Below are 24809 nucleotides of genomic sequence, written 5' to 3' on the forward strand. Positions count from 1 at the left end.
CTGAAAAGATTTATCAGGAGTAAAAGATTATGATGACATTGTATTCAGGTATTACTTGTCCATTCAGCCAACGCTGCCGTTTTGTGCTGTACGAAAAAGGCATGGATTTTGAAATCAAAGATGTGGACGTGTTCAATAAACCTGAAGATTTGGCTTTGATGAATCCGTATAACCAAGTACCGGTTCTGGTTGAGCGTGATTTGATTTTGCACGAATCAAATATTATTAATGAATATATTGATGAGCGTTTCCCTCATCCTCAGTTGATGCCGGGTGATCCTGTTATGCGCGGTCGCGGCCGTTTGGTACTGTACCGTATGGAAAAAGAATTGTTCAGCTTGGTGCAAGTGTTGGAAAACCCTGAATCTACCAATAAAGAACAAGCTAAAGCGCGTGAAGCCATTGGCAATGGTTTGACACTATTGGCACCGTCTTTTACTAAAAACAAATACATCTTGGGCGATGACTTTTCTATGATTGATGTTGCCTTATCTCCACTGTTGTGGCGTTTGGACTATTACGACATCAAACTAGGTAAATCTGCTGCGCCTTTGCTGAAATACGCCGAGCGGATTTTCCAACGTGAAGCCTTTATTGAAGCATTGACGCCGGCTGAAAAAGCCATGCGCCGCTAAAGGACGGATCTATGGCAACTTCAACCAAACCGTATTTGTTGCGTGCTTTGTATGAATGGTGTTTGGATAATAACCAAACACCGCACATCGTAGCTTGGGTAAATGAACATACCCGTGTGCCTATGCAGTATGTGCGCGACAATGAAATTGTTTTAAATATTGGTCCTACCGCCAGCCATAACTTGAATATCGACAACGAATGGGTCAATTTTTCTGCACGCTTTTCCGGCGTAGCGCACGAGATTTGGATTCCGGTCGGTCATATTGTCAGTATATTTGGCCGCGAAAGTGGAGAGGGTATGGGTTTTGAGGTAGAACCATATCAGCCTGCTTCTGCCGAGGTTGCGGTAGCTGAAGATAAAAAAGCTGAATCTGCGGAAGAAAAACCGAAAAAAGTATTGAAGCTTGTGAAGTAATTAAAAGATAAAAGGCCGTCTGAAATGTTTCAGATGGCCTTTTATTGATTAGGTATTGTATTGATTAGGTATTGTATTGATTAGGTATTGTATTGATTAGGTATTGTATTGATTAGGTATTGTATTGATTAGGTATTGTATTGATTAGGTATTGTATTGATTGGGTATTGAAGTGGCAAAATTAATGAGCAATCAGTTATTAATCAAGCTAAACAAAAAAGCTCTTGCATTTAACAAGAGCTTTTTTGTTTAGTGGTGGAGGTAAGCGGGATCGAACCGCTGACCTCTTGCATGCCATGCAAGCGCTCTACCAACTGAGCTATACCCCCGAAATTTGGTGGCGAATCAGGGACTCGAACCCCGGACACAAGGATTATGATTCCTCTGCTCTAACCGACTGAGCTAATTCGCCGTTTCGTGAAGTCGCTATTATAGTTTTTTTTGAATATTTGGCAAGCGCTAATTTTGATTTTTTTTATTTCTTATTGTTTTTAAAAAATAAAAAGTAGGTTGTCAGGCTATAGCTTATGGCAAATATCGCCGTGGCTGAAGCCTGTCCAATCGATATTGATATCTTTGCCAAAAGCGATCACTTTAAAAAGTTCGCCCATTTCGTGCTGATGTATCAGTTTCTGTACTGCTGCTGCGGCTTGGATATATTCAACCGAATCCGAGCTGCCGATTTGTGTCAGCAGATCGGTGATGCCGAGATTGAGCAGGAAATAAGATTGGGGCAGGTAGCCGATTAAGTCCAAACCTGATTCCGTGCCGGCGCGTGCAATATCGGTGAAATTAACGTGCGCAGTCAAATCGGTCAGGCCGATATTGAAAAATGGGTCGTGGATAGTGTGGTGGCGATAGTGGCCGATAAATGTGCCTTCTTTACGTTGCGGATGGTAATACTGGGCGGCGTCGAAGCCGTAATCGATAAATATCATGCCGCCGCGCTGCAATTTGGCGGCCAGGGTTTGGATAAAGGCATATTGTGCAGGATGCAGCTCGCTTGTGTATGAAGGGAGGGGAGGGAAGTACAAGGAGGCTGTTTGTATCAGTTCGGCTTGGGTCAATGGTCTGATGGCTTCGATTAGCTCGTCATTCTCTAGGCTCACGCCGATTTGTTGAAACCCTTCATCTTGATAAATCAAGCGTTCAACCGGCATGGCATCCAATACTTCGTTGCCGATGATGATGCCGTCAAAGTGTTCGGGTAATGCGGTGAGGTGGATGACTTTTGCGGCTGCTTCGGGAGATGTGTGCTCAAGAATATGTTGACGTTGTCTCTCTGCAAGCTCTGCCGATAGCTCGATAATGTAGTAATGATTCAGGCTGTCTGAAAGATTTTGCAAGAGTGTGGCAGCGAGATGACCTGTACCTGCACCAAATTCGTAGATATTGCCTGCTGTTTGCGGCAGTAATTCGGCAAGTTGTTTGGCAAGGGTTTGTCCGAATAAGGGGGAGAGGGTGGGGGCAGTAATGAAGTCGCCGTCCGTACCAATTTTATGGCTGCCTCCGCTGTAATAACCGTATTGAGGTGTGTAAAGGGCAAGCTCCATAAAACGGGAGAAGGGTATCCAGTTTTGATGTTGTTCAATTTCGTTTTTTATGAGCTTCGTCAGGTGTGCTGAAGAGGCTTGTGCATCAGGGGAAGGAAAGAGGAGTTGTGGCTTCATGACTGTTAGATAATGTAAAAAATTTGAATTTGTTTGTATATTATAGCCCCTTGTGAGAGGGGTGGTAATTGGGTATAAAAATACTATATGTAGTATTTTAAGAATACAAATAATACTATATATAGTATTTTATGCTATATGGAATGACTAAAATATCAATTTGTCATGCATTTCTATATATATAACCTATTGAATTTTAAGTGTTTAGTGTTTCATTTCAGATAAAGGGTTGATTTGACCTGATTGCCAAAATTTCTTATAGTGTCGGTTAGTGGGGCATAGTAGGTGAAAGTGGTTACTTTTCCCTAAAAAGTGTTCCGTAGAAGTGAAAACGAAATATTTTAGGAAGATGGGATTTTTAATCCCACTCTGTTTTATTTTAATCGAATTTGGGGTGTGATGTGTTTGGCGGTGCTCATGAATTGAGTATGGACAGTAAAGGGCGGTTGGCGATTCCTGCCAAATTCCGCGATATTTTGCTGCGCCGTTATACGTCTGCAATTGTGGTCACACTGGATTCCCGAAAAAAATTATTGATGTACCCCGAGCCCGTTTGGGAAGAAAAAGCCGAGCAGATTTTGAAGTTGAAAGTGGCCGGCAATGAAGCTTTGCAACGGTATCAGAATTTGCTGCTGCACAATGCGGAGATTTTGGAGTGGGACAGCGCCGGACGTGTTTTGATTCCGGCCAATCTGCGCAAACGCGTGGATTTTGAAAAAGAAGTTACTTTGGTTGGCCGTGCAAACCGTATGGAGTTGTGGGGCCGCGAACATTGGGAAGAGGAAATGAATCAGGCTTTGGATATCGATCCTGATGAATTGGCTTTCCAATTGAGTCAAACGGATTTGCAATTGTGAGTAAAGTTGAAAATTATCAGCATGTTACTGTCTTGTTGCATGAGGCGGTGGATGCGTTGGCAATCCGTGAAGACGGGATTTATGTGGACGGTACGTTCGGTAGGGGAGGGCATTCCCGGCTGATTTTGTCACGTTTGGGCGAGCAGGGTCGTTTGGTTGTTTTTGACAAAGACCCTGAGGCGATTGCGGTAGCCAATGGGCTGGCGGCGCAAGATAAACGTGTCAGTGTCGTACACAATGGTTTTGAGACATTTCAGACGGCCTTGGATGAATTGGGCATTGATAAGATTGACGGTGCACTTTTTGATTTGGGGATTTCGTCGCCGCAAATTGACGATGGCAGCCGCGGATTCAGTTTCCGCTTTGATGCGCCGTTGGATATGCGGATGGATCCGACTCGCGGGATGTCTGCGGCAGAATGGATTGCAACCGCATCCGAACAGGATTTACACGAGGTAATTAAGAATTATGGTGAAGAGCGGTTTAGTTGCCAGATTGCGCGCGCCATTGTTGCGCAACGCGAGGAGAGTCCCATCGATACAACCCGCAAGCTGGCGCAGCTTGTGGCGCAAAACGTCCGTACTCGTGAGCGCGGACAAGACCCTGCAACGCGCACCTTCCAAGCAGTTCGCATCTTTATTAACCGCGAGCTCGAAGAGGTAGAGGCAGTCTTGCCGCAGGTTGCAGGCCGTCTGAAAGAGGGTGGACGCTTGGCTGTCATTGCGTTCCATTCGCTGGAAGACAGAATTGTGAAGCAGTTTATTAAAAAATATTCGCAACATGCGCCTTTGCCCCGTTGGGCAGTGGTTAAGGAAGCGGATTTGCCTCAGCCGCCTTTGAAGGCTGTGGGCAAAGCAATCAAACCGGGTTCGACAGAGACTGAAGCTAATCCGCGTGCACGCAGTGCGGTTTTGCGGGTGGCGGAGCGCAGCAGCGGCGAATTTTCGGTTGTTGACTAGGGAAAGCGTTTCGGCATTGTCGCAAGGGATGTTTCTGTTGGCAGGCCGTCTGAAAGTTTGAAATGGGTAAGTTGAATATTTTATTACTGGTTTTGGTGACGGTTTCTGCCTTTGCCGTAGTGTTTAAGCAAAACCAATCGCGCTTGCACTTTATCGAGTTGGATAAGGCGCAAAAGCGGGAAATTCAGTTGGAACAGGATTACGCGCGCTTGAAATTGGAGCAAGCAAGATTGGCAAATCACAAACTGATTAAAGTGGCGGCCGAAAAGCAACATCTGCTTCCGCCTGGTGCGCATAATACGGCTATGCTGGAACGCAAAAAATAAGAATATAGCCTTGTTTTCAAGGTGTTTACGGGAATTAATAGCTCACTGAGCAGCTAAGTCATGAGAAGTCCAACATGTTAATTAAGAACGAATATAAACCTCAAATGCTGTCTGGAACCACAAAAACAAAAAAACCGCTGACAAGTAACGGACGTATTGGTTTGGTGCTGGGTGCCGTTGCGCTGGCATTTACCGGTCTGTTGGTGCGCGGGGTTTATCTGCAAACCAGTCAGCATGAGTTTTTGAAAAATCAGGGCGACCAACGTTTTGTGCGCACACTTCCGCTGCCTGCATCACGCGGTATGATTACCGACCGCAATGGTGCTACATTGGCGTTGAGTGCGCCTACTGAATCATTGTATGCCATGCCTTCCGGTATGGAGGAAATGCCGACTGACGAGCAGTTAGAAAAACTGTCGGCCATTGCCGATGTACCTGTTGAAGTTTTGAAAAATAAATTGTCTAAAAAAGACAAAGGCTTTATCTATCTGAAACGTCAACTCAGCTACGAGAAAGCAGAAGAAATCAAAGCATTGGGCATTAAAGGCATCGCATTCCAAAAAGAATTGAAACGCCATTACCCGATGGGCAATCTGTTTGCGCATGTTATCGGCTTTACCAATATCGACGGCAAAGGTCAGGAGGGCTTGGAGCTTTCCCGTGAAGACAGTCTGCGCGGTGAAGATGGTGCGAAAGTCGTATTGCGTGACAACAAAGGTAATATCGTTGACAGCCTCGACTCTCCACGCAACAGCGTGCCTAAAAACGGGCAAGACATGATTTTGTCTTTGGATCAGCGTATTCAAACGCTGGCTTATGACGAGTTGAACAAGGCTGTGGCTTATCACAAAGCCAAAGCGGGTACGGTTGTGGTATTGGATGCGCAAACCGGCGAAATTTTGGCTTTGGTCAACAGCCCGGCTTATGATCCGAATCAACCGGGTCAGGCCAATAGCGAACAGCGCCGCAACCGTGCCGTAACCGACATGATCGAACCCGGTTCTGCCATGAAGCCGTTTACCATTGCCAAAGCGCTGGATTCCGGCAAAGTGGATACGACCGATACATTCAATACCCTGCCTTACAAAATCGGTCCGGCTACCGTACAAGATACCCACGTTTATCCTACTTTGGATGTGCGCGGCATTATGCAAAAATCTTCCAACGTCGGTACCAGTAAACTTTCTGCCATGTTTACGCCTAAAGAAATGTACGATTTCTATCACGATTTAGGTGTGGGTGTGCGTATGCATTCAGGCTTTCCTGGTGAGACTGCAGGTTTGTTGAGGAGCTGGCGCAGATGGCAAAAAATCGAACAGGCAACCATGTCTTTCGGTTATGGTCTGCAATTAAGCTTATTGCAATTGGCGCGTGCTTATACTGTCTTGACCCATGACGGCGAATTGTTGCCGGTCAGCTTTGAAAAACAAGCGGTTGCACCTAAAGGCAAGCGCGTCATCAAAGCCTCTACTGCGAAAAAAGTGCGCGAGTTGATGGTTTCCGTTACTGAAGCCGGCGGTACCGGTACTGCCGGTGCTGTGGATGGTTTTGACGTAGGTGCGAAAACCGGTACGGCGCGTAAACTGGTCAATGGCCGCTATGTAGACAACAAACACGTCGGTACATTCATCGGTTTCGCTCCAGCTAAAAATCCACGCGTGATTGTGGCTGTTACCATTGACGAACCGACTGCCAACGGCTATTACGGCGGCGTGGTTGCCGGTCCCGTATTCAAAGAAGTCATGAGCGGAAGCTTGAACATCTTGGGCGTCTCCCCGACCAAGCCTTTAAGTAATACCGCTACTGTCAAAGTACCGTCATAATCCAAACAATCAAAGAGATATTGTTTATGTTCAGCAAGTTAACCCCCTTGGCTGAAACCAACTTTCCGCCTCTGCTGTGTGAAAACGCAGCAGGGCGTTTGTTGCATTCAGACAGCCGACAAATTAAACAGGGTGACATTTTCGTTGCCTGCCAGGGCGAATATACAGACGGCCGTAGCTATATTCCTGCCGCCATCGCCAACGGTGCAACCTTTGTTTTTTGGGATGATGACGGCAAATTCACATGGAATCCCGAATGGAACGTTCCTAATCAAGGCATTAAAGATCTGAAACATCGCGCCGGTATGTTGGCGGCACAGGTTTACGGCAATGTTTCAGACGGCCTTAAAGTCTGGGGTGTAACCGGTACCAACGGCAAAACCTCTATCACACAATGGCTGGCGCAAGCTGCCGATCTGTTGGGCGAAAAAACCGCCATTATCGGCACAGTCGGCAACGGTTTTTGGGGCGTATTGGAAGAGACCACTCATACCACGCCAGCTCCCGTTGATGTTCAAACCCTGCTCTACCGCTTCCGCCAGCAAGGCGCAACAGCCGCCGCGATGGAAGTTTCCAGCCATGGCCTTGACCAATCGCGTGTCAACGGCGTGCCGTTTCGCAGTGCAATCTTTACCAATCTCACCCGCGACCACCTCGATTATCACGGCACCATGGAAGCCTACGGTGCCATCAAGTCACGCCTGTTCTACTGGCATGGTCTGCAACACGCCATCATTAATGTCGATGACGAATACGGTGCGGAACTCGCAGGCCGTCTGAAAAAAGACTGTCCCGATTTAGCCGTTTACGGCTATGGTTTCAGCGAGCAAGCCGATATTTGTATTACCGATTTCACCGCTTCTTCAGACGGCATGGAAGCCGTATTCCAAACCCCGTGGGGTGAAGGAAAATGCCGCACCCGTCTGCTCGGACGGTTCAACGCGCAAAACCTCGCCGCCTGCGTTGCCTTGCTGTGTGCCAACGGTTATCCACTCAATAACGTTTTGGAGGTACTGGCAAAAATCCGTCCTGCTTCAGGCCGCATGGATTGCATTATGAACAGCGGCAAACCTTTGGTCGTTGTCGATTATGCTCACACGCCCGATGCACTGGAAAAAGCACTCTCCACTTTGCAGGAAATCAAACCGCAGGGCGCGGCTTTATGGTGCGTATTTGGCTGCGGCGGCAACCGAGACCGCGGCAAACGCCCATTGATGGGTGCGGCAGCAGTTCAGGGTGCCGATAAAGTGGTGGTTACCAGCGACAACCCACGCTTGGAAAATCCTCAAAACATCATCAACGATATTTTGCCTGCCGTGCCTCATCCTGAACGCGTCGAAGTTGATCGTGCCGTTGCCATCCGTTATGCGGTTGAGCAGGCTGCCGCGAACGACATCATTCTGATTGCCGGTAAAGGGCATGAAAACTATCAGGATGTACAAGGCGTGAAGCATCATTTCTCCGATTTTGAAATCGCAGAAAAAGCATTGGCAGAGCTCAGGTAAAAATATTTTCCAGATGATTCCTTAAGGTTATTGGCAAATAGGAAATTACACATTACTCCATCTCACTTTTAATAGGTAAAAATATGCAACGTTATACTCCTTTATTCAATGCTTTACTTTCAGCCGTCCCTTACTTAACCCGTGAAGATTTACCAAAAGAGCCTCCGGCTGAAGATGAGGATTTGGTGTGTCGTTGGTTATTTAAGCATTTAGGTTGGTATCACGAATCAGGTAAATGGCATTATGCTGATCATCAATTTATGGAGTATATGGAGTGGAAAGAGCCACATTTAAAATTAGGGAAGTTTTATCCTGTACAAAAGCTAGGCATTGAAATAGATGCGACAGGAATTGATGACGAAGTATGCAAACGTACATTAGCAGAATTTTGCGCTCACGAAGGTATCCCCGTGCCGGATGATCAAGGTGAATTGGAAGATCTTTTTGAGAGTGAAGAGATGGAAATGTTTGCGATGTTCAATGATAGTAACTATGTCTTAGAGGCTTACGATGCATTACTTAAGCCACATGGGCTTCGACTAATAGACATTGGTTATACCGAAAATGCCTTCCTACTGATGGTAAAAGATGATGATGAGGCAGTCGGAAATATCGAGCAGGCACTGATCGATTTAGGATATGTCGATATTGAAGACTAATTTTTGAGAGTATACAGACAGAGTGAAATCATCATAAATGCAGAGTGGTTTTGTTGTACTTCATATTCGACTCATCAATCCCACTATGAATTTAACAACGATGTAATCAATTTTCAGACGGCCCAGCAGCCTTAAGGTCGTCTGAAAACGTTTATCCCCCATAATAAAAGCAACACGACACACGCATTACGGCACGTCAGCCATTAAACCCATCACAGTTGTTTGTTTCGGAGGACTTTTTAACAAGGCCGTCTGAACAACAAGGAGACCGATTTGATGCTGAAAATGCCGACAAAAACCTTATTAATCAGTGCAGCCGTAGTTTTATTCGCAGGCTGTACAACCAAACAACTTCCGCGTCCTACTGCCGAAATCGAGCAGTTGAGGGCGCAACAGCCTCCTGCCGAGCAAAGTCTGCCCAATCCTGTTAAAGGCAAGCGTTTTGACGACACTTGGGGCGCGGCGCGCAGTCAGGGGCGCAGGCATGAAGGTGTGGATATTTTTGCTAAGAAAAACACGCCGATACGCAGTACGACGCCCGGTATCGTGACCAAAATCGGACGCAACCGATTGGGCGGTAAAGTTATCGGTATTCAAGGGCCGGGTGCGTGGCATTACTATGCCCATCTGAATAAATTTGCCCGTATCCGCCTGTATGAGCGAGTCAAAGAAGGGCAGGTCATCGGCTATGTCGGTAAAACCGGCAACGCTAGAACCACACCGGCCCACCTGCATTACGGCGTATATCTGCCCAGCGGCGCGGTGAATCCGTATCCGCTGATTAATCAGAGCAGATAGGCCTTCTGAACAAGATTTGAGAGTATGAACGCAAAGAAATTGGTTAAGGCAACGAATATCGTCGGTATGGTGGCAGTTGTGCTGCTGGTGTATTGGGTATTTGTTCTGATTCTATCCAATGTTTTCGGGCTTAAGGTATTCCGCGAATACATTACGGAAATTTTCCTGATGAGTATTTTGGGGATTTTTGCCGTGATGGCGGGTGCCTTGATACTGAACATCATGCTGAATCTGACCCGTATCGCCGAGCGAGGACAAGAGGAAGAAAGCAAAGGTGGCCGGAAAACCTTATATTTGCTGTTGGCAGTATTTCCTGTTTTAGCAGCCTTGTTATTTGGCGGAAATTATCTGACTGTTCAGAAAAAACGTCAGATCTTGACTCAATCGCTAGAGCGTATCGTCAAGGATAATCCATCGCAAATCAACGCGTTGGCAGATTATCGTTTTGACTTGGCATACATCAAAAAAGCGGCGTTAATCCTTGAGATGATGTCGAAGGAAGATTCTGCCTTTAAAGCAGCTACAGTGATTGTGCCGGATACGATCGGTAATAAACAGGTTTATTTGGCTTTCTCAGTTGATTCCCAGTTAAGTGGGATTGATGAGCAGACACCCAATGCTCAGGGAGTAGGCGATGATAATGGTTTTGTCGTTACTCGGAATAGCAATAAAGAAACAATCAGCAAAACGCAATATCTTTATGCCCCAAATCTGAGCGAGCGTGAATACTTGCAAAGAATATTTGTCGGACAAACAAATGAAATACGTTATGAGGCAAAAGACGGTAATTACAGCCTTTGCCACCCCTACCGCCAAAACGGAAAAACCATTGTATTGTGTTTTTCCGATTACCAGCAGTATGGGAAAATCGGCAGTTGATAAGAGAAAGTGATTTGTAGTATGAAAAGTTGGTTTTCCAATACATTTCCTGATTATAAAAAATTGCCCAAAAGCGGCAAATTTATGGCATGGCTGACTTTTGTGCAGGGCGTGGTTTGGTTGATTCTGGCATCAATTCAGAGTGTGCAAGGACTGATTAACAACATGGCATGGGCTGTGTTTTTTGGGATTTTACTTTTCATTTTGGGTGTGTTGGCGCTGTCTGCAGCATGGAATGCGTTTAAATACCGTGCAGTAGGTTTTAAGAGAATGACGTATGTGTACATGCCATGCTTGTTCCAAATAGTCTTTGTAGGAGAGGCATTTTCTTTTACGTATTATATAGAAAGTGTACTGCAATTATCATTTAGTCTTACGGTACATAAGCTTACTGTCGGTGTAAATTTTGCCGCTATTCTTTTTATTGTGCTGGCAGGACGCAATTGTCGTCATTTAAAAATGGTTTCCCAAAATACGGATAAAAATGTGGAACCGTTAGAACAAGTAGAACAAGGACAAGAAACACAATCATGAAACCACTAGACCTAAATTTCATCTGTCAAACCCTCGGCCTTCCGATGCCGTCTGAAAATCAACCCGTTTCGCGTATTGTTACAGACAGCCGTGATATTCAGGACGGCGACGTATTTTTTGCGCTTGCCGGTGAGCGCTTTGATGCGCATGACTTTGTTGAAGATGTGTTGGCAGCGGGAGCAACGGCAGTTGTGGTTTCGCGCGAAGATTGTGCGGTTTTGAAAGGCGCTTTGAAGGTTGACGATACGCTTGCGGCTTTGCAAAAACTGGCGAAGGCGTGGCGTGAAAATGTGAATCCGTTTGTCTTTGGTATTACCGGCTCTTCCGGCAAAACGACGGTTAAAGAGATGTTGGCCGGCGTATTGCGTCATCGATTCGGCGATGAAGCTGTGTTGGCGACTGCCGGCAATTTCAACAACCATATCGGCCTGCCGCTGACTTTGTTGAAACTGAATGAAAAACACCGCTATGCCGTCATTGAAATGGGCATGAACCATTTTGGCGAATTGTCTTTGTTGACCCGAATCGCCGGTCCGAATGTTGCTTTGGTTAATAACGCTTTGCGCGCGCATGTCGGTTGCGGTTTTGATGGCGTCGGCGATATTGCTAAAGCAAAAAGTGAAATCTACGAAGGTTTGCTTTCAGACGGCATTGCGCTGATTCCGTGCGAAGATGCCAATATCGCTACATTTGAAGCTGCTACTGCGCAATTGAATGCTCAGACTTTCGGCGTTGCCAGTGGCGATGTCCATGCAGAAAATATTGAGTTGAAACCGTTGTCCTGCGAATTTGATTTGGTGCGTGGCAATGAACGTGTTGCCGTGGTGTTGCCAGTCCCCGGCCGTCACAATGTGCATAATGCCGTAGCGGCGGCTGCTCTGGCTTTGGCGGCAGGTTTGAGCCTTGCCGAAGTTTCAGACGGCCTGAAAAATTTCAGTAATATCAAAGGCCGTCTGAATATCAAGCAAGGCATTAAAGGCGCGACTTTGATTGACGATACTTATAATGCCAACCCCGACAGTATGAAAGCCGCCATTGATGTGCTCGCTGCTATGCCTGCGCCGCGTATTTTTGTGATGGGCGACATGGGCGAATTGGGTGAGGACGAAGCCGCCGCCATGCACGCCGAAGTTGGCGCGTATGCACGGGATAAAGGCATCGAGGCCGCATATTTTGTCGGCGACAACAGCGTTGAAGCAGCGGAAACGTTTGGCGCGGAAGGTTTGTGGTTTGCTGACAAAGATCCGCTGATTCAAGTGTTGAGCCACGACTTGCCTGAACGCGCTACTGTATTGGTCAAAGGCTCGCGCTTTATGAAGATGGAAGAAGTGGTCGAGGCACTGACGGATAAAGAGGTTGTCTGAAAATGGAACAGAAAAGGAAACGGCCTATACTGTTGCAGGTTATTGTTGGGATGATGGTAGTGGCAGCAGTTTTATGGCCGGTTGTAGTGTGGCAGTACATCAAAGATGTAGGGTTTGAGGCAATAAGCGAAGCATACGAAAGTACAAGTGGACGTTGGGGGTGGTTTGAATTTTGGTTAGGAAATTTTCATTTGCTTGTGCAAGTGATATTGATGCTGGTTAGTGCTGTTGGGCTATGGAGAGGTAAGGATTGGGCGCGTAGATTGTGGCTGTATGGCTGTATACTGTATATCGTCTACAATATGGTCGGTTATTTGGTTTCCCCTAGGAACGGTTTTCCATTGTTGGATGTCATCATTCGTGTTGCAATTTGTTACAGCTTGTTTTGCTTACATCCCAAGGATTATTTTCAGACTCAAGAAAATAAAACTTAAGAAGGCCGTCTGAAATATGAAAAAGATTTTACTATTGGCTGGATTGCTGATTGCCGCATTTTATGCCGGAATGAAAGTACAGGCATTTATCTATGAGGATACCTGCTTGGACTTGGGAGGCGGAAAGAATCCCGGAAACTATCCAATTTGCGTGGTAGAGAAATAATCTTACTCAATAAGGTCGTCTGGAATTTCAGACGGCATACCGATTTATTTTTAATTGGGCGATAAGCCCGCTGTAACAACAAAAACAAAAAAGGAAGCCCCATGTTTTTATGGCTCGCACATTTCAGTAACTGGTTAACCGGTCTGAATATTTTTCAATACACCACATTCCGCGCCGTCATGGCGGCTTTGACTGCTTTGGCGTTTTCCCTATTGCTTGGTCCGTGGACCATCCGCAAACTGACTGCGCTTAAAGTCGGCCAAGCCGTCCGTACCGACGGCCCTCAAACCCACCTGATCAAAAACGGTACGCCAACCATGGGTGGCTCGCTGATTTTGACCGCCATTACCGTGTCCACAATCTTGTGGGGCAACTGGGCAAATCCTTATATCTGGATTCTCTTAGGAGTCTTGCTTGCTACCGGCGCACTCGGTTTTTACGACGACTGGCGTAAAGTGGTTTATAAAGACCCTAACGGCGTGTCTGCCAAATTTAAAATGGTGTGGCAGTCCAGCGTTGCCATCATCGCTGGTTTGGCGTTGTTCTACCTTGCGACAAACTCTGCCAACAATATCCTGATTGTTCCCTTCTTCAAACAAGTTGCCTTGCCGCTTGGCGTAGTCGGCTTCTTGGTATTGTCCTACCTGACCATCGTCGGTACATCCAATGCCGTTAACCTGACCGACGGTTTGGACGGCTTGGCCGCATTCCCCGTTGTACTTGTTGCAGCCGGTCTTGCCATCTTTGCTTATGCCAGCGGACACTCCCAATTTGCCCAATACCTGCAATTACCTTACGTTGCCGGCGCAAACGAAGTGGTGATTTTCTGTACCGCCATGTGTGGCGCATGTCTCGGCTTTTTGTGGTTTAACGCCTATCCGGCACAAGTCTTTATGGGCGACGTCGGCGCGCTCGCGCTTGGCGCGGCGCTTGGTACCGTTGCCGTCATCATCCGCCAAGAATTTGTCCTCGTCATCATGGGCGGCCTGTTTGTTGTTGAAGCCATTTCCGTTATGTTGCAGGTCGGTTGGTACAAACGCACCAAAAAACGCATCTTCCTGATGGCACCGATTCATCATCATTACGAACAAAAAGGCTGGAAAGAAACACAAGTCGTCGTCCGTTTCTGGATTATCACCATCGTCTTGGTACTGATTGGTTTGAGTACCCTTAAAATCCGCTAAATCTCCAAAGGCCGTCTGAAAGTTTCAGACGGCCATTATGTAAGGTAAGTATGCTTGCCTGAATCCTCCATTTCAAAAACAAATCCCGCAATAATCCACACAGAAAGTCCCCAAACATGTACCAATCTTTCGGCGGCGCAACCGGCATCCGCACCCTGACCGACCGTTTCTACGACTTAATGGAACTTGAGCCGAAATACCAAGCCTTACGCCAAATGCACGGCGAAGACATGACCCTGATACGCGAAAAGCTCTACGAATTTTTCAGCGGCTGGCTCGGCGGCCCGCAACTTTTTGTCGAAAAATACGGCCATCCCCAACTGCGCGCCCACCATATGCCTTTTGTTGTCAACGTACAAGTCCGCAACGAATGGATCGCCTGCTTTGCCCAAGCCATGAGCGAACTGGACATCGATAAAGCACTTGCCGAGCCGGTTTTAATCCAAGTTTTTGCCATGGCAGATTGGTGCCGTAACCAAAACGAAGACGGTATCGAACCGCCTATGCCGCCGATGGCGGTCGATCCCGTAATCCGCATTCCCGAATTGAAAAACGTTTTAAAGCAGTATGGCGTGGATAGTTATTTTGAAGGTTGAGGTCGTCTGAAAAGTGATTGTGATAGCAAATGTAAAAATAGATTAATCATCATGATAAAAGGGGACTTTTAACTCAAATCATGAAAAGGTCGGATTCTGAATCCAGCCTACGGCTAAAACAAGAGGTAATATGGATGTTGTAGGAATAATGCTGATGTGGTTAGTTGGAATAGTCTTTTTTCCTATTATTGTGTACATCGTATGGAGAATTTATAAATATACGTGCACACTTCCTATAAAAGTGCAGCGAGGTATAGCAATTTTAATCATTGTTACCCCGTTAATTTTATATATGGGTATGTCGCAAATCGTAGATAAAGGATATTGCATTAGGGACAGAAAGTATTTTTCTGAATATTCAAAAGAAAAAATGGTTAATGATGCAATAATTTTGTTGATAAATAAGGGTTCAGATATTTCTTTGGGTGGGTATAAAAAAAATCAAGATTTTTCTAAAAATTCTGAGACTTTTGATATTGCTAATTTTAAATCATTTAATGATGATTGCTGTCATGTATATATAGGTGATATTATTAATGACGGTAGCGGTCCGGTTAAATATGTCTATAAATTCACTGGGAAATTTTATGGATATGTAATGTTGGAGTATTGGCAAATAAGGCCAAATTTTAAAATGGATGAAGAACAAAAGCGTGTTTATCAGAAAATTGAAAAAACAAGAAGCTATTATGGAGTGAGCCGTTGCGGAGAAGTTTTTGAAATTCCCAGTTATCTATATTTTTAAAATTGTGGAAAAGATATAAGAAAGGATAGTTATGTTGAGATTTCTACTTGGAATTAGTTTTTGTATAACATTATCAGCTTGCCAAACAGAAACTTTGGTAAAAGATGTGAACATTTCGAAAAAACAGGAGTTGCATAATATGAATATGAATACTTATTTTGCTAAGAATACAAAAAAATTAGATGAGGTGATACAAATTCCTAGTGAGGGTGTTAAATCTATCGATGTATATGCTCTCTATGGATTTGTTGAATCATTTTCGCCCATTTCTACTGCTGAGCAAATTAAACAAAGAGTAGGGGAAGGTTTGGGTTATAAGGACTTATTTGGTACAAAATCTGTCCATTACCGTTTAGAACCAAAAGACTTTTCTCATTTTTTCTCTGGTTTTAATAGAATTAAAAGTACATTAAATCCCTATGATAAATTTGATTCAGTATATTTGATATTGATTGAAATTAAGTATAACACCCATTCTGTCCAAATACTTACTCGAGAGGCAGCAGAGGGAGAAGCTTTTTTATTCAGTAAAATTATTAAAAATGATGAGAGATTTTTGATTTTATTGGATTCAAAAGGATTAAAAGAGTTATTTAATACGATAGACCCAAATCAAAATATCCTGAAATGATTAATTTAGGTTGGAGCTGTTTATGACAAGCGGTGTGGATTTTAATAAAAAAGGTTTTGTTGCCAGTGTGCAAAATAAGGAAACTTTTGGGAGAGTTTTAATAGAAAATAACGCTTACAGTAATGAGACGAAAGAGTTTGATAAAACAAAAGTGAATGCTTTAATGCCTGCGGATTCGGATGATGTCAAAAAATTAGACTTGGCTTTGCAATATTTGCAGCAAAATGAAAAAGCTAATTCGTTGATTCAAAAGGCTTCTGATATGGGTATTCATATCGTAATCTTTAAAGAGGGAGATAACACTTTTTATCCACTAAGACCCGATAACACTGATGGGATTATCTTTTGGAACCCTAATCAATCGGCAGAGATTTTTTCTGAAATTAATGGGAAAAAAGTTTCATTAGGTATCCAATCTGCTGCTAATGTTTTGTTTCATGAGTTGGTTCATGCAACTGATCCTAATTTGGCAAAATCTGATGTTGAAATGGACAGTTATAACAAGCCTTTTGCATCAGATGACGTGAAACATAAATTTTATAACGCTCCTGAATATTTGGCTGTAACGATGTCCAACGAAATAGTCAGTAAATTTCATAATGAGCCAATAAGACCTGATTATATCGGTGATTCAATGTTTGTTTCTGTACCTAATCCCATCAATTCTCAAACCAATCATTACGATCAAGATGGCAACCTTATAGGTAAAACAGTCAAAACTTACGACGAAAAAAACGAAACTATCAAGACGGTAAATACTGATTATTTGCGTCAAGATGAACGTGGTTTGCCAGTGGAAAGTGAGACGGTCACTGATATAAATGGAGAGCCTGTCAAACAAATTCAAGATAAGTCCTCTTTCAACTATAATTTGCCTGACTGGAACAATTTGAACGGCAGTGATTTATACGCTGCAGTTTTGTCTGCGGACAGCAGTCAGTTGGATGCGTTGGGTAAAAGTCTGGCGCAGTCGGAAGAAGGTCAGCGTATGCTGAGGCAGGGAGAAAATCTGTTGGCTGAATATAAAGAACAGCAGGAATTGGAGCGGCAACAGGAGTTGGTACATTCAAGCCGGGCAATGGTCAGAACGCTTTAAATCCGTATATCAGGGAAGGTTTAAATGGACGATAAGAAATTTGATGAGGCTATAAAGGTGTTGGTAATGTTGCGGGCGGACGTTATCGAACAGGGGAAGAAAATTGATGGCCGAATTAATGAGCAACAGCGTGCTTTGTCGGAGGAGTCTGACCGGTTCAGACGACAGGTTGGTAATATAGTTGACAATGCAGGGAAGACTATCCGACAAGAAACTGAGCAGTCATTGGGCTTAGCAAGTGAAGGGTATAAGAAGGCAGTTGATGAATTAAATCGTGAAGTGGGAAAGCTCAATAAAATTATCAAAAGCTGGTATATCGGCATAGGCGTAGTATTAGCTATTGCTGTCATTATATTGTTTGTGGTGGTGCGATATATGGTTGTTGATTTGGCTGATAGGCGTGCGGAATTGGAGAGTTATGAACATGCCATTGAAACTGCCAAAGCATTTGCTGAGTCGGATGCCTACATATGTGAAGGGCGCATTTGTATCAATACAGGTAAAAATGTCGGTAACGGCTATCGTCAGGCAAAACCGAGAAAGAAATAAAACGTCGTCTGAAAAACTAGTATAAAACAGAAACAATAACTTGAAAGAAATAGATTTTAGAATGAATAAATTATTAAAAAAATGATGGTTGCCTTACTAGCTTTTGGCATAGGGCAAGCAGCTTGGGCGGAAGATGTGTCTGATTTGGACAAACTAATACAAAATGCAAAACAAGGCAGTGTACCAGCACAGTCTAGTTTGGGAGCAATCTATCTTTTTCGTGAAGATTACGCATCGGCTACGTATTGGCTTCGGAAGGCAGCAGAGCAAGGTCAGCAAACTGCTCAAAAAAATTTAGGTTTGCTGTATTACAATGGAGTAGGAGTTAATCAGGATTACGAAGAAGCGCTAAAATGGTTTCGTAAATCAGCAGAACAAGGGTATGCACAAGCCCAATATAATTTGGGTTGGATGTATGCCAATGGGCAAGGAGTCCGTCAAGATGATGCACAGGCAGTGCAGTGGTATCGCAAGGCGGCAGAACAAGGGCATGTCGATGCCCAATATAATTTGGGTGTCATGTATTATGATGGACAAGGGGTCCGTCAAGATGATGCACAGGCAGTGCAGTGGTATCGTAAGGCGGCAGAACAAGGGGATGCCGAGGCACAATATAATTTGGGTGTGATGTATACCCAAGGACAAGGAGTTCGGCAAAATCTTGTGATTGCTAAGGAATGGTATGGCAAGGCTTGTGATAATGGATCTCAACAAGGTTGTGATAATTATCGAGAATTGAATCAGACAGGATATTGAATTTTTCTAAAGGCCGTCTGAGAAAACTTAGGATAAAACCAAAATGACTTTCCAAGATAAAAAAATCCTCGTCGCCGGACTCGGCGGCACGGGTATTTCCATGATTGCCTACCTGCGCAAAAACGGCGCGGAGGTTGCCGCGTATGATGCGGAGCTGAAACCGGAGCGCGTGTCGCAAATCGGTAAGATGTTTGAAGGGCTGGTGTTTTACACGGGTCGTCTGAAAGATGTGCTGGACAACGGTTTCGATATTTTGGCGCTCAGTCCCGGCATCAGCGAGCGTCAGCCGGATATTGAGGCGTTCAAGCAAAACGGCGGGCGCGTGTTGGGCGACATTGAATTGCTGGCGGATGTTGTGAACCGCCGCGGCGACAAGGTGATTGCAATTACCGGCAGCAACGGCAAAACCACGGTAACGAGCCTGGTCGGCTATCTCTGCATCAAGTGCGGGCTGGATACCGTTATCGCAGGTAATATCGGCACGCCGGTTTTGGAGGCGGAATTGCAGCGCGAAGGCAAAAAGGCGGACGTGTGGGTGTTGGAGCTTTCCAGCTTCCAACTGGAAAACACCGAAAGCCTGCGCTCGACTGCGGCGACGGTGCTGAACATTTCCGAAGACCACCTCGACCGCTACGACGACCTGCTTGATTACGCGCATACCAAGGATAAGATTTTCCGTGGCGATGGCGTGCAGGTTTTAAATTCAGACGACGTGTTCTGCCGCGCCATGAAGCGTGCCGGGCGCAAGGTGAAATGGTTTTCGTTGGAACACGAAGCTGATTTTTGGTTGGAACGTGAGACAGGCCGCCTGAAACAAGGCAATGAAGATTTGATTGCCACGCAAGACATTCCGCTGCAAGGTCTGCACAACGCCGCCAACGTTATGGCTGCCGTGGCTTTGTGTGAGGCTATCGGTTTGCCGCGAAACGAGTTGCTCGAACACGTTAAAACCTTCCAAGGCCTGCCGCACCGCGTGGAAAAAATCGGCGAGAAAAACAGCGTGGTGTTTATCGACGACAGCAAAGGCACGAATGTCGGCGCGACCGCTGCCGCGATTGCCGGTTTGCAAAACCCGCTCTTCGTGATTTTAGGCGGCATGGGCAAAGGGCAGGACTTCACGCCCCTGTGCGACGCGCTTGTCGGCAAGGCAAAAGGCGTGTTCCTGATTGGTGTTGATGCGCCGCAAATCCGCCGCGATTTGGACGGCTGCGGTCTGAATATGACCGACTGCGCCACTTTGGAAGAAGCCGTTCAGACGGCATACGCCCAAGCCGAAGCGGGCGATATCGTGTTGCTCAGCCCCGCCTGCGCGAGCTTTGATATGTTCAAAGGCTATGCGCACCGTTCGGAAGTGTTTATCGAAGCGTTCAAAGCTTTGTAAGGCCGTCTGAAAGATGAAAGTCGGGTTGAAAATCGGCTTGGCGGCAGTCTTGCTTCTGGCTGTCGCGGCTTCGGTGTTCTGGTTTGCTGCGCCGATTCGTACTACGACCACTATTGCCACACCGACCGAAACGCCGTTGCCTGAAGATGCGGTTATCGACAGATTGGTCGTGCATAAAAGCAAACGCACCATGTCGGCGTATTCGCAAGGAAAATTACTGAAAATCTATCCTATTGCGCTGGGCAAGCAGCCTGTCGGGCATAAACAGTTTGAAGGCGACGGCAAAACGCCCGAAGGAAAATACCGCATCAATGAGCGCAATCCCAATAGCGGCTACCATAAAAACCTTGGCGTTTCCTACCCCAACGAGGCCGACAAAGCCTACGCGGCGGCACAAGGCAAAAGCCCGGGCGGGCTGATTAAAATCCACGGCATCAAAAACGGCTGGGGTTCTATCGGCAAAAGGCATCTGCAAAGAGACTGGACCGACGGCTGCATCGCGGTAACGGACGAGGAAGTCGACGAACTCTACCGCAGTGTGAAACACAATGCGGAAATTGAGATTCTGCCGTAGGTTTTATGCCTGTTGAAGTGATGGGGCAGGTTGGAACGGGTAGTCGATTGCTTGTCAGGCCGTCTGAAAAGCTTGGTAGGGCAGGGGACTTGATACTGGGATTTTTATCTAAAATAAGCCGCCAATCCTTCCTAAGGACAGGTCAACACGCTTTCTCTTTTTTGAACCGTAGATTCTGAATTGTTGGTTTGGAAATAAACCTTTAAAATAACGTTAATTCATTTTTTTAGACGGCCTCTTGCCCATTAGCAGGCCGTCTGAATATTTTATTCAAGCCGTTACGGATGTTTTCATGATTAGTCTTTCCAAAATGCTTGACCGGTCGATTGCGCGCGATGGTCGGAAGTTTGATGTTTCTCTCTTGTGGATGGTCGTCTTAATGACGGTCTTCAGCCTGATTATGATTTATTCGGCTTCTATTGCGTATGCGGCATCGGAAGGGGGTAGCCAGTTTTCTTTTGTGTCTAAGCAGGCAATCTTTATCCTGTTTACTGTGGTCATATGCTTGCCGCTTTCCCTTCTGAAAATGAGCTTCTGGCGGCGGATTATTCCGTTTTATTTTGCTGTTTCGGGTTTGCTGTTGTTGCTGGTTTTGTTTGTCGGCCGCGAGATTAACGGCGCGACGCGCTGGATTCATATCGGACCGCTCAACTTGCAACCGACTGAATTTTTCAAATTGGCGACGGTCTTGTATTTGTCCAGCCTGTTTACGCGCCGTGAAGAAATGTTGCGCGATTTGGATTCTTTGGGTTGGTCGTCTTTGTTTACCGGTATTGGCGATTTGGTGTGCAGCCCTTTTAAAAGTGAAGCTTGGGTAAGGGTAAAGGAACGCTTCCGCAAGTTTAAGACCTTGATTCTGCCGATTATGTTGGTGGCGGTCGGTTTGGTTTTGATTATGGGTCAGCCGGACTTTGGCTCGTTTGTCGTGATTGTCGTGATTACCATGGGTATGCTGTTTTTGGCAGGCTTTCCGTGGAAGTATTTTGCTGTATTGGTGGCGACTGTTGTGAGCGGTATGGGCTTGCTGATTTTGGCTGCGCCTTACCGTATGGCGCGTGTGGCGGCGTTTTTGGATCCATGGAGCGATCCTTTGGGTAAAGGCTATCAGCTGACGCATTCCTTGATGGCGATTGCACGCGGCGGCTGGTTTGGCGAGGGCTTGGGTGCGAGTTTGGAAAAACGTTTCTACCTGCCTGAAGCGCATACGGACTTTATTTTTGCCGTCATTGGCGAGGAATTTGGCTTTGTCGGGATGCTGGTTTTGGTGTTCTGCTACGGCTGGCTGGTGTGGCGCGCGTTTTCCATCGGCAAACAGGCGCGTGATTCGGGCTTGATGTTCAGCGCGTACATCGCCAACGGCATCGGCATTTGGATTGGTATTCAAAGTTTCTTCAATATCGGTGTGAACATCGGTATCCTGCCTACTAAAGGTCTGACTTTGCCGTTTATGTCTTACGGCGGTTCGGCTGTCTTTATCATGTTGGTGTGCGTTACTTTGTTATTGCGCATTGATTATGAAAACCGCCAAAAAATGCGCGGTTATTCGGTGGAGTAAAACCATGAGCGGTAAAACTTTTATGCTGATGGCCGGCGGTACGGGCGGCCATATTTTCCCTGCATTGGCGGTTGCCGAGTCGCTGCAAAAGCGCGGCCATCATGTGATTTGGCTGGGCAGTCAGGATTCGATGGAAGAGCGCATCGTGCCGCAATATGGCATACGCTTGGAAACGCTGGCGATTAAAGGCATACGCGGCAACGGTATCAAGCGCAAGCTGATGTTGCCGTTTACGCTGTATAAAACCGTCCGTGCGGCTCAGCAGATTATTAAGAAACACCGTGTCGAGTGTGTTATCGGTTTTGGCGGTTTTGTTACTTTCCCCGGTGGCTTGGCGGCAAAAATTTCCGGTGTGCCGATTGTGATTCACGAGCAAAACGCCGTAGCCGGTTTGTCCAACCGCCAACTGTCGCGTTGGGCAAAACGTGTCCTGTATGCTTTCCCCAAAGCCTTTCAGCATGAAGGCGGATTGGTGGGTAATCCTGTCCGTGCCGATATTGCGGCATTGCCTGTTCCTGAAGAACGCTTTGAAAACCGTCAAGGCCGTCTAAAAGTTTTGGTGGTGGGCGGCAGTTTGGGTGCGGATGTGTTGAACAAAACCGTCCCGCAAGCTTTGGCATTGTTGCCTGAGGAGGCTCGTCCGCAAATGTATCATCAGTCCGGCCGCAATAAATTGGGCAACCTGCAGGCAGATTACGATGCTTTGGGTGTACAAGCCGAGTGCGTCGAATTTATTACCGACATGGTGTCCGCCTACCGCGATGCCGATTTGGTAATTTGCCGTGCCGGCGCGCTGACGATTGCCGAGCTGACGGCTGCCGGTTTGGGTGCATTGCTGGTGCCGTATCCGCACGCGGTGGATGATCACCAAACAGCCAATGCGCGTTTTATGGTGCAGGCCGAAGCTGGTTTGCTGCTGCCGCAAACTCAACTGACGGCAGAAAAACTGGCCGAAATACTTGGCGGATTAAACCGTGAAAAATGCCTGAAATGGGCGAAAAATGCCCGTACGCTGGCGTTGCCGCACAGCGCGGACGATGTGGCGGAAATTGCCATATCCTGTACTGAATAAGCAGGCAGACTTCGATTCAAGGCCGTCTGAAAAGTTGATTAACGGCGTTTCAGACGGCCTTTATTGCTTTTGTTAAAATTCCTTTACAATAAAAGCATAGCGCAGAAGCGGATAGCCCTTTAAAATAACGCCTTTACGCACTAAAAACCAACCGGAACGCAACGTTATGATGAAAAATCGAGTGACCAACATCCATTTTGTCGGAATCGGCGGCGTCGGCATGAGCGGTATTGCCGAAGTTTTACACAATTTGGGCTTTAAAGTTTCCGGTTCGGATCAGGTGCGTAATGCCGTTACTGAGCATTTGAGCGCTCTCGGCATCCAAGTTTACCCCGGCCATACTGCTGAACACGTCAATGGCGCCGACGTGGTTGTTACCTCTACTGCCGTCAAAAAAGACAATCCTGAAGTTGTTGCCGCGTTGGAACAGCAAATCCCCGTGATTCCGCGCGCGTTGATGTTGGCAGAATTGATGCGCTTCCGTGATGGTATCGCCATTGCCGGTACGCACGGTAAAACCACAACCACCAGCCTGACCGCTTCTATTCTCGGCGCGGCAGGACTTGACCCGACTTTCGTTATCGGCGGCAAGCTCAACGCCGCTGGTACCAACGCCCGTTTGGGTAAAGGCGAATACATTGTTGCCGAAGCCGACGAATCCGATGCTTCTTTCCTGTATCTGACGCCGATTATGTCCGTCGTGACCAATATCGACGAAGACCATATGGACACTTACGGTCACAGCGTTGAGAAACTGCATCAGGCGTTTGTCGATTTTATCCACCGTATGCCGTTCTACGGTAAAGCCTTTTTGTGTATCGACAGCGAACACGTCCGCGCGATTTTGCCCAAAGTGAGCAAGCCTTACGCGACTTACGGTTTGGACGATACTGCCGATATCTATGCGACCAATATTGAAAACGTCGGCGCGCAAATGAAATTTACCGTTCATGTTCAAATGAAAGGACACGAGCAAGAGCCGTTTGAAGTTGTTTTGAATATGCCCGGCCGCCACAATGTCCTCAATGCGTTGGCGGCTATCGGTGTTGCGCTGGAAGTTGGTGCATCGGTTGAAGCCATCCAAAAAGGCTTGCTCGGCTTTGAGGGCGTCGGCCGCCGCTTCCAAAAATATGGAGACATTAAGTTGCCAAACGGCGGAACTGCTTTGCTGGTGGACGATTATGGGCATCATCCTGTCGAAATGGCGGCAACCCTTTCCGCTGCACGCGGCGCATACCCTGAAAAACGCTTGGTTTTGGCTTTCCAACCACACCGCTATACCCGTACACGCGATTTGTTTGAAGACTTTACCAAAGTCCTCAATACTGTTGATGCGCTGGTGTTGACCGAAGTTTATGCCGCAGGTGAAGAGCCGATTGCCGCAGCCGACTCCCGCGCCTTGGCGCGCGCCATCCGCGTATTGGGCAAACTTGAGCCTATTTACTGCGAAAACGTTGCCGACCTGCCGCAAATGCTGCTGAATGTTTTGCAGGACGGCGATGTTGTTCTGAATATGGGTGCCGGCAGCATCAACCGCGTTCCGTCTGCATTGGTGGAATTGTCGAAACAATCATAATAAACAGGCATATTTGCCTTTGAGGACACATAGGTCGTCTGAACAATATTTCAGACGGCCTGTATCAGT

Annotated in this window: 27 protein-coding genes and 2 tRNA genes; 26 read left to right on the forward strand and 3 right to left on the reverse strand. The window is 46.4% G+C overall.

Annotated elements, in window-relative coordinates; translation table 11 throughout:
• Nucleotides 1–29: 29 nt before the first annotated feature.
• Together ACTHTS_RS06540 and ACTHTS_RS06545 are read left to right on the forward strand one after the other, a co-directional pair.
• On the forward strand, nucleotides 30–635 hold the full coding sequence (locus ACTHTS_RS06540) for a glutathione S-transferase N-terminal domain-containing protein (RefSeq protein ID WP_039861850.1): 606 nt from the start codon (nucleotides 30–32) through the stop codon (nucleotides 633–635).
• A gap of 11 nt (nucleotides 636–646) precedes the next feature.
• A complete protein-coding gene (locus tag ACTHTS_RS06545; RefSeq protein ID WP_070585198.1) occupies nucleotides 647–1051 on the forward strand; it encodes a ClpXP protease specificity-enhancing factor in 405 nt (134 codons plus the stop codon).
• A 253-nt stretch (nucleotides 1052–1304) separates the two neighbouring features.
• Here the strand turns inward: ACTHTS_RS06545 and ACTHTS_RS06550 are convergent.
• From ACTHTS_RS06550 to ACTHTS_RS06560, 3 genes are all read right to left on the reverse strand, one after another.
• Nucleotides 1305–1380 (reverse strand) — tRNA-Ala (locus tag ACTHTS_RS06550).
• Between the two features lie 6 nt (nucleotides 1381–1386).
• A tRNA-Met gene (locus ACTHTS_RS06555) sits at nucleotides 1387–1463 on the reverse strand.
• Between the two features lie 106 nt (nucleotides 1464–1569).
• Complete coding sequence (locus tag ACTHTS_RS06560; protein WP_440369573.1) at nucleotides 1570–2721, reverse strand: class I SAM-dependent methyltransferase; 1152 nt, start codon at nucleotides 2719–2721, stop codon at nucleotides 1570–1572.
• Between the two features lie 401 nt (nucleotides 2722–3122).
• Between ACTHTS_RS06560 and mraZ the strand changes: the two genes are divergently transcribed.
• The 24 genes from mraZ to murC all read left to right on the forward strand — a co-directional run bounded on the left by mraZ (nucleotide 3123) and on the right by murC (nucleotide 24740).
• Nucleotides 3123–3578 (forward strand): division/cell wall cluster transcriptional repressor MraZ, encoded by a 456-nt coding sequence (mraZ, locus tag ACTHTS_RS06565; protein ID WP_440369574.1) that lies wholly within the window; start codon nucleotides 3123–3125, stop codon nucleotides 3576–3578.
• Nucleotides 3575–4537, forward strand: a complete 963-nt coding sequence (rsmH, locus tag ACTHTS_RS06570) for a 16S rRNA (cytosine(1402)-N(4))-methyltransferase RsmH (protein ID WP_440369575.1) — start codon at nucleotides 3575–3577, stop codon at nucleotides 4535–4537. Before mraZ ends, rsmH begins: the two co-directional genes overlap by 4 nt.
• Nucleotides 4538–4599: 62 nt before the next feature.
• Complete coding sequence (ftsL, locus tag ACTHTS_RS06575) at nucleotides 4600–4863, forward strand: cell division protein FtsL (RefSeq protein WP_003681879.1); 264 nt, start codon at nucleotides 4600–4602, stop codon at nucleotides 4861–4863.
• Nucleotides 4864–4937: 74 nt separating this feature from the next.
• A complete protein-coding gene (locus ACTHTS_RS06580; protein ID WP_440369576.1) occupies nucleotides 4938–6686 on the forward strand; it encodes a peptidoglycan D,D-transpeptidase FtsI family protein in 1749 nt (582 codons plus the stop codon).
• A gap of 26 nt (nucleotides 6687–6712) precedes the next feature.
• Entirely contained in the window at nucleotides 6713–8191 is a 1479-nt protein-coding gene (locus ACTHTS_RS06585; RefSeq protein ID WP_440369577.1) for a UDP-N-acetylmuramoyl-L-alanyl-D-glutamate--2,6-diaminopimelate ligase, read from the forward strand.
• An 83-nt stretch (nucleotides 8192–8274) separates the two neighbouring features.
• Nucleotides 8275–8850: a hypothetical protein gene (locus tag ACTHTS_RS06590; protein WP_440369578.1), complete on the forward strand. Its 576-nt coding sequence runs from the start codon at nucleotides 8275–8277 to the stop codon at nucleotides 8848–8850.
• Nucleotides 8851–9126: 276 nt separating this feature from the next.
• Nucleotides 9127–9648, forward strand: coding sequence for a M23 family metallopeptidase (locus ACTHTS_RS06595; protein ID WP_308887929.1), 522 nt, complete (start codon nucleotides 9127–9129; stop codon nucleotides 9646–9648).
• Nucleotides 9649–9672: 24 nt separating this feature from the next.
• Nucleotides 9673–10527, forward strand: a complete 855-nt coding sequence (locus ACTHTS_RS06600) for a peptidase (RefSeq protein WP_070765619.1) — start codon at nucleotides 9673–9675, stop codon at nucleotides 10525–10527.
• Between the two features lie 21 nt (nucleotides 10528–10548).
• A complete protein-coding gene (locus ACTHTS_RS06605) occupies nucleotides 10549–11061 on the forward strand; it encodes a hypothetical protein (protein ID WP_070765620.1) in 513 nt (170 codons plus the stop codon).
• On the forward strand, nucleotides 11058–12425 hold the full coding sequence (locus ACTHTS_RS06610) for a UDP-N-acetylmuramoyl-tripeptide--D-alanyl-D-alanine ligase (protein ID WP_070765621.1): 1368 nt from the start codon (nucleotides 11058–11060) through the stop codon (nucleotides 12423–12425). Before ACTHTS_RS06605 ends, ACTHTS_RS06610 begins: the two co-directional genes overlap by 4 nt.
• Nucleotides 12426–12457: 32 nt before the next feature.
• The gene (locus ACTHTS_RS06615) at nucleotides 12458–12859 is read left to right on the forward strand and encodes a hypothetical protein (RefSeq protein ID WP_141761534.1); all 402 of its coding nucleotides are present in this window, start codon (nucleotides 12458–12460) and stop codon (nucleotides 12857–12859) included.
• Between the two features lie 16 nt (nucleotides 12860–12875).
• Nucleotides 12876–13025 (forward strand): hypothetical protein, encoded by a 150-nt coding sequence (locus tag ACTHTS_RS06620; RefSeq protein WP_003748282.1) that lies wholly within the window; start codon nucleotides 12876–12878, stop codon nucleotides 13023–13025.
• Between the two features lie 101 nt (nucleotides 13026–13126).
• Nucleotides 13127–14209, forward strand: a complete 1083-nt coding sequence (mraY, locus tag ACTHTS_RS06625; protein ID WP_004518887.1) for a phospho-N-acetylmuramoyl-pentapeptide-transferase — start codon at nucleotides 13127–13129, stop codon at nucleotides 14207–14209.
• Nucleotides 14210–14325: 116 nt separating this feature from the next.
• On the forward strand, nucleotides 14326–14805 hold the full coding sequence (locus ACTHTS_RS06630) for a group II truncated hemoglobin (protein WP_440369579.1): 480 nt from the start codon (nucleotides 14326–14328) through the stop codon (nucleotides 14803–14805).
• A 154-nt stretch (nucleotides 14806–14959) separates the two neighbouring features.
• Nucleotides 14960–15550: a hypothetical protein gene (locus ACTHTS_RS06635; protein ID WP_440369580.1), complete on the forward strand. Its 591-nt coding sequence runs from the start codon at nucleotides 14960–14962 to the stop codon at nucleotides 15548–15550.
• A 139-nt stretch (nucleotides 15551–15689) separates the two neighbouring features.
• Nucleotides 15690–16181: a hypothetical protein gene (locus ACTHTS_RS06640; RefSeq protein ID WP_141752878.1), complete on the forward strand. Its 492-nt coding sequence runs from the start codon at nucleotides 15690–15692 to the stop codon at nucleotides 16179–16181.
• A gap of 22 nt (nucleotides 16182–16203) precedes the next feature.
• The gene (locus ACTHTS_RS06645; RefSeq protein WP_440369581.1) at nucleotides 16204–17277 is read left to right on the forward strand and encodes a hypothetical protein; all 1074 of its coding nucleotides are present in this window, start codon (nucleotides 16204–16206) and stop codon (nucleotides 17275–17277) included.
• Nucleotides 17278–17301: 24 nt separating this feature from the next.
• Nucleotides 17302–17826: a hypothetical protein gene (locus ACTHTS_RS06650; protein WP_440369582.1), complete on the forward strand. Its 525-nt coding sequence runs from the start codon at nucleotides 17302–17304 to the stop codon at nucleotides 17824–17826.
• 81 nt (nucleotides 17827–17907) lie between these two features.
• Entirely contained in the window at nucleotides 17908–18582 is a 675-nt protein-coding gene (locus ACTHTS_RS06655; protein ID WP_440369583.1) for a tetratricopeptide repeat protein, read from the forward strand.
• Nucleotides 18583–18625: 43 nt separating this feature from the next.
• The gene (gene murD / locus ACTHTS_RS06660; RefSeq protein ID WP_440369584.1) at nucleotides 18626–19963 is read left to right on the forward strand and encodes a UDP-N-acetylmuramoyl-L-alanine--D-glutamate ligase; all 1338 of its coding nucleotides are present in this window, start codon (nucleotides 18626–18628) and stop codon (nucleotides 19961–19963) included.
• Between the two features lie 13 nt (nucleotides 19964–19976).
• The gene (locus tag ACTHTS_RS06665; protein WP_440369585.1) at nucleotides 19977–20537 is read left to right on the forward strand and encodes a L,D-transpeptidase family protein; all 561 of its coding nucleotides are present in this window, start codon (nucleotides 19977–19979) and stop codon (nucleotides 20535–20537) included.
• 292 nt (nucleotides 20538–20829) lie between these two features.
• Complete coding sequence (locus tag ACTHTS_RS06670; RefSeq protein WP_440369586.1) at nucleotides 20830–22092, forward strand: FtsW/RodA/SpoVE family cell cycle protein; 1263 nt, start codon at nucleotides 20830–20832, stop codon at nucleotides 22090–22092.
• 4 nt (nucleotides 22093–22096) lie between these two features.
• A complete protein-coding gene (murG, locus tag ACTHTS_RS06675; RefSeq protein ID WP_070765628.1) occupies nucleotides 22097–23164 on the forward strand; it encodes an undecaprenyldiphospho-muramoylpentapeptide beta-N-acetylglucosaminyltransferase in 1068 nt (355 codons plus the stop codon).
• Nucleotides 23165–23330: 166 nt separating this feature from the next.
• Entirely contained in the window at nucleotides 23331–24740 is a 1410-nt protein-coding gene (murC, locus tag ACTHTS_RS06680; RefSeq protein WP_440369587.1) for a UDP-N-acetylmuramate--L-alanine ligase, read from the forward strand.
• Nucleotides 24741–24809 lie beyond the last annotated feature (69 nt).

It is taken from the genome of Neisseria sp. P0019.S003, assembly GCF_051957115.1.
Taxonomy (GTDB): domain Bacteria; phylum Pseudomonadota; class Gammaproteobacteria; order Burkholderiales; family Neisseriaceae; genus Neisseria; species Neisseria flavescens_D.

Excerpts from the sequence above, each read along its gene's own strand:
- ACTHTS_RS06610 (WP_070765621.1), top strand. The coding sequence starts at position 11,058 with ATGAAACCACTAGACCTAAATTTCATCTGTCAAACCCTCGGCCTTCCG.
- ACTHTS_RS06650 (WP_440369582.1), top strand. The coding sequence starts at position 17,302 with ATGGACGATAAGAAATTTGATGAGGCTATAAAGGTGTTGGTAATGTTG.
- ACTHTS_RS06600 (WP_070765619.1), top strand. The coding sequence starts at position 9,673 with ATGAACGCAAAGAAATTGGTTAAGGCAACGAATATCGTCGGTATGGTG.
- murG (WP_070765628.1), top strand. The coding sequence starts at position 22,097 with ATGAGCGGTAAAACTTTTATGCTGATGGCCGGCGGTACGGGCGGCCAT.
- ACTHTS_RS06635 (WP_440369580.1), top strand. The coding sequence starts at position 14,960 with ATGTGGTTAGTTGGAATAGTCTTTTTTCCTATTATTGTGTACATCGTA.
- ACTHTS_RS06670 (WP_440369586.1), top strand. The coding sequence starts at position 20,830 with ATGATTAGTCTTTCCAAAATGCTTGACCGGTCGATTGCGCGCGATGGT.
- ACTHTS_RS06595 (WP_308887929.1), top strand. The coding sequence starts at position 9,127 with ATGCTGAAAATGCCGACAAAAACCTTATTAATCAGTGCAGCCGTAGTT.
- ACTHTS_RS06580 (WP_440369576.1), top strand. The coding sequence starts at position 4,938 with ATGTTAATTAAGAACGAATATAAACCTCAAATGCTGTCTGGAACCACA.
- ACTHTS_RS06560 (WP_440369573.1), bottom strand. The coding sequence starts at position 2,721 with ATGAAGCCACAACTCCTCTTTCCTTCCCCTGATGCACAAGCCTCTTCA.
- ACTHTS_RS06665 (WP_440369585.1), top strand. The coding sequence starts at position 19,977 with ATGAAAGTCGGGTTGAAAATCGGCTTGGCGGCAGTCTTGCTTCTGGCT.
- ACTHTS_RS06655 (WP_440369583.1), top strand. The coding sequence starts at position 17,908 with ATGATGGTTGCCTTACTAGCTTTTGGCATAGGGCAAGCAGCTTGGGCG.
- ACTHTS_RS06590 (WP_440369578.1), top strand. The coding sequence starts at position 8,275 with ATGCAACGTTATACTCCTTTATTCAATGCTTTACTTTCAGCCGTCCCT.
- ACTHTS_RS06540 (WP_039861850.1), top strand. The coding sequence starts at position 30 with ATGATGACATTGTATTCAGGTATTACTTGTCCATTCAGCCAACGCTGC.
- ACTHTS_RS06585 (WP_440369577.1), top strand. The coding sequence starts at position 6,713 with ATGTTCAGCAAGTTAACCCCCTTGGCTGAAACCAACTTTCCGCCTCTG.
- ACTHTS_RS06620 (WP_003748282.1), top strand. The coding sequence starts at position 12,876 with ATGAAAAAGATTTTACTATTGGCTGGATTGCTGATTGCCGCATTTTAT.
- ftsL (WP_003681879.1), top strand. The coding sequence starts at position 4,600 with ATGGGTAAGTTGAATATTTTATTACTGGTTTTGGTGACGGTTTCTGCC.
- murC (WP_440369587.1), top strand. The coding sequence starts at position 23,331 with ATGATGAAAAATCGAGTGACCAACATCCATTTTGTCGGAATCGGCGGC.
- ACTHTS_RS06545 (WP_070585198.1), top strand. The coding sequence starts at position 647 with ATGGCAACTTCAACCAAACCGTATTTGTTGCGTGCTTTGTATGAATGG.
- murD (WP_440369584.1), top strand. The coding sequence starts at position 18,626 with ATGACTTTCCAAGATAAAAAAATCCTCGTCGCCGGACTCGGCGGCACG.
- ACTHTS_RS06605 (WP_070765620.1), top strand. The coding sequence starts at position 10,549 with ATGAAAAGTTGGTTTTCCAATACATTTCCTGATTATAAAAAATTGCCC.
- ACTHTS_RS06645 (WP_440369581.1), top strand. The coding sequence starts at position 16,204 with ATGACAAGCGGTGTGGATTTTAATAAAAAAGGTTTTGTTGCCAGTGTG.
- ACTHTS_RS06630 (WP_440369579.1), top strand. The coding sequence starts at position 14,326 with ATGTACCAATCTTTCGGCGGCGCAACCGGCATCCGCACCCTGACCGAC.
- mraY (WP_004518887.1), top strand. The coding sequence starts at position 13,127 with ATGTTTTTATGGCTCGCACATTTCAGTAACTGGTTAACCGGTCTGAAT.
- ACTHTS_RS06640 (WP_141752878.1), top strand. The coding sequence starts at position 15,690 with ATGAATATGAATACTTATTTTGCTAAGAATACAAAAAAATTAGATGAG.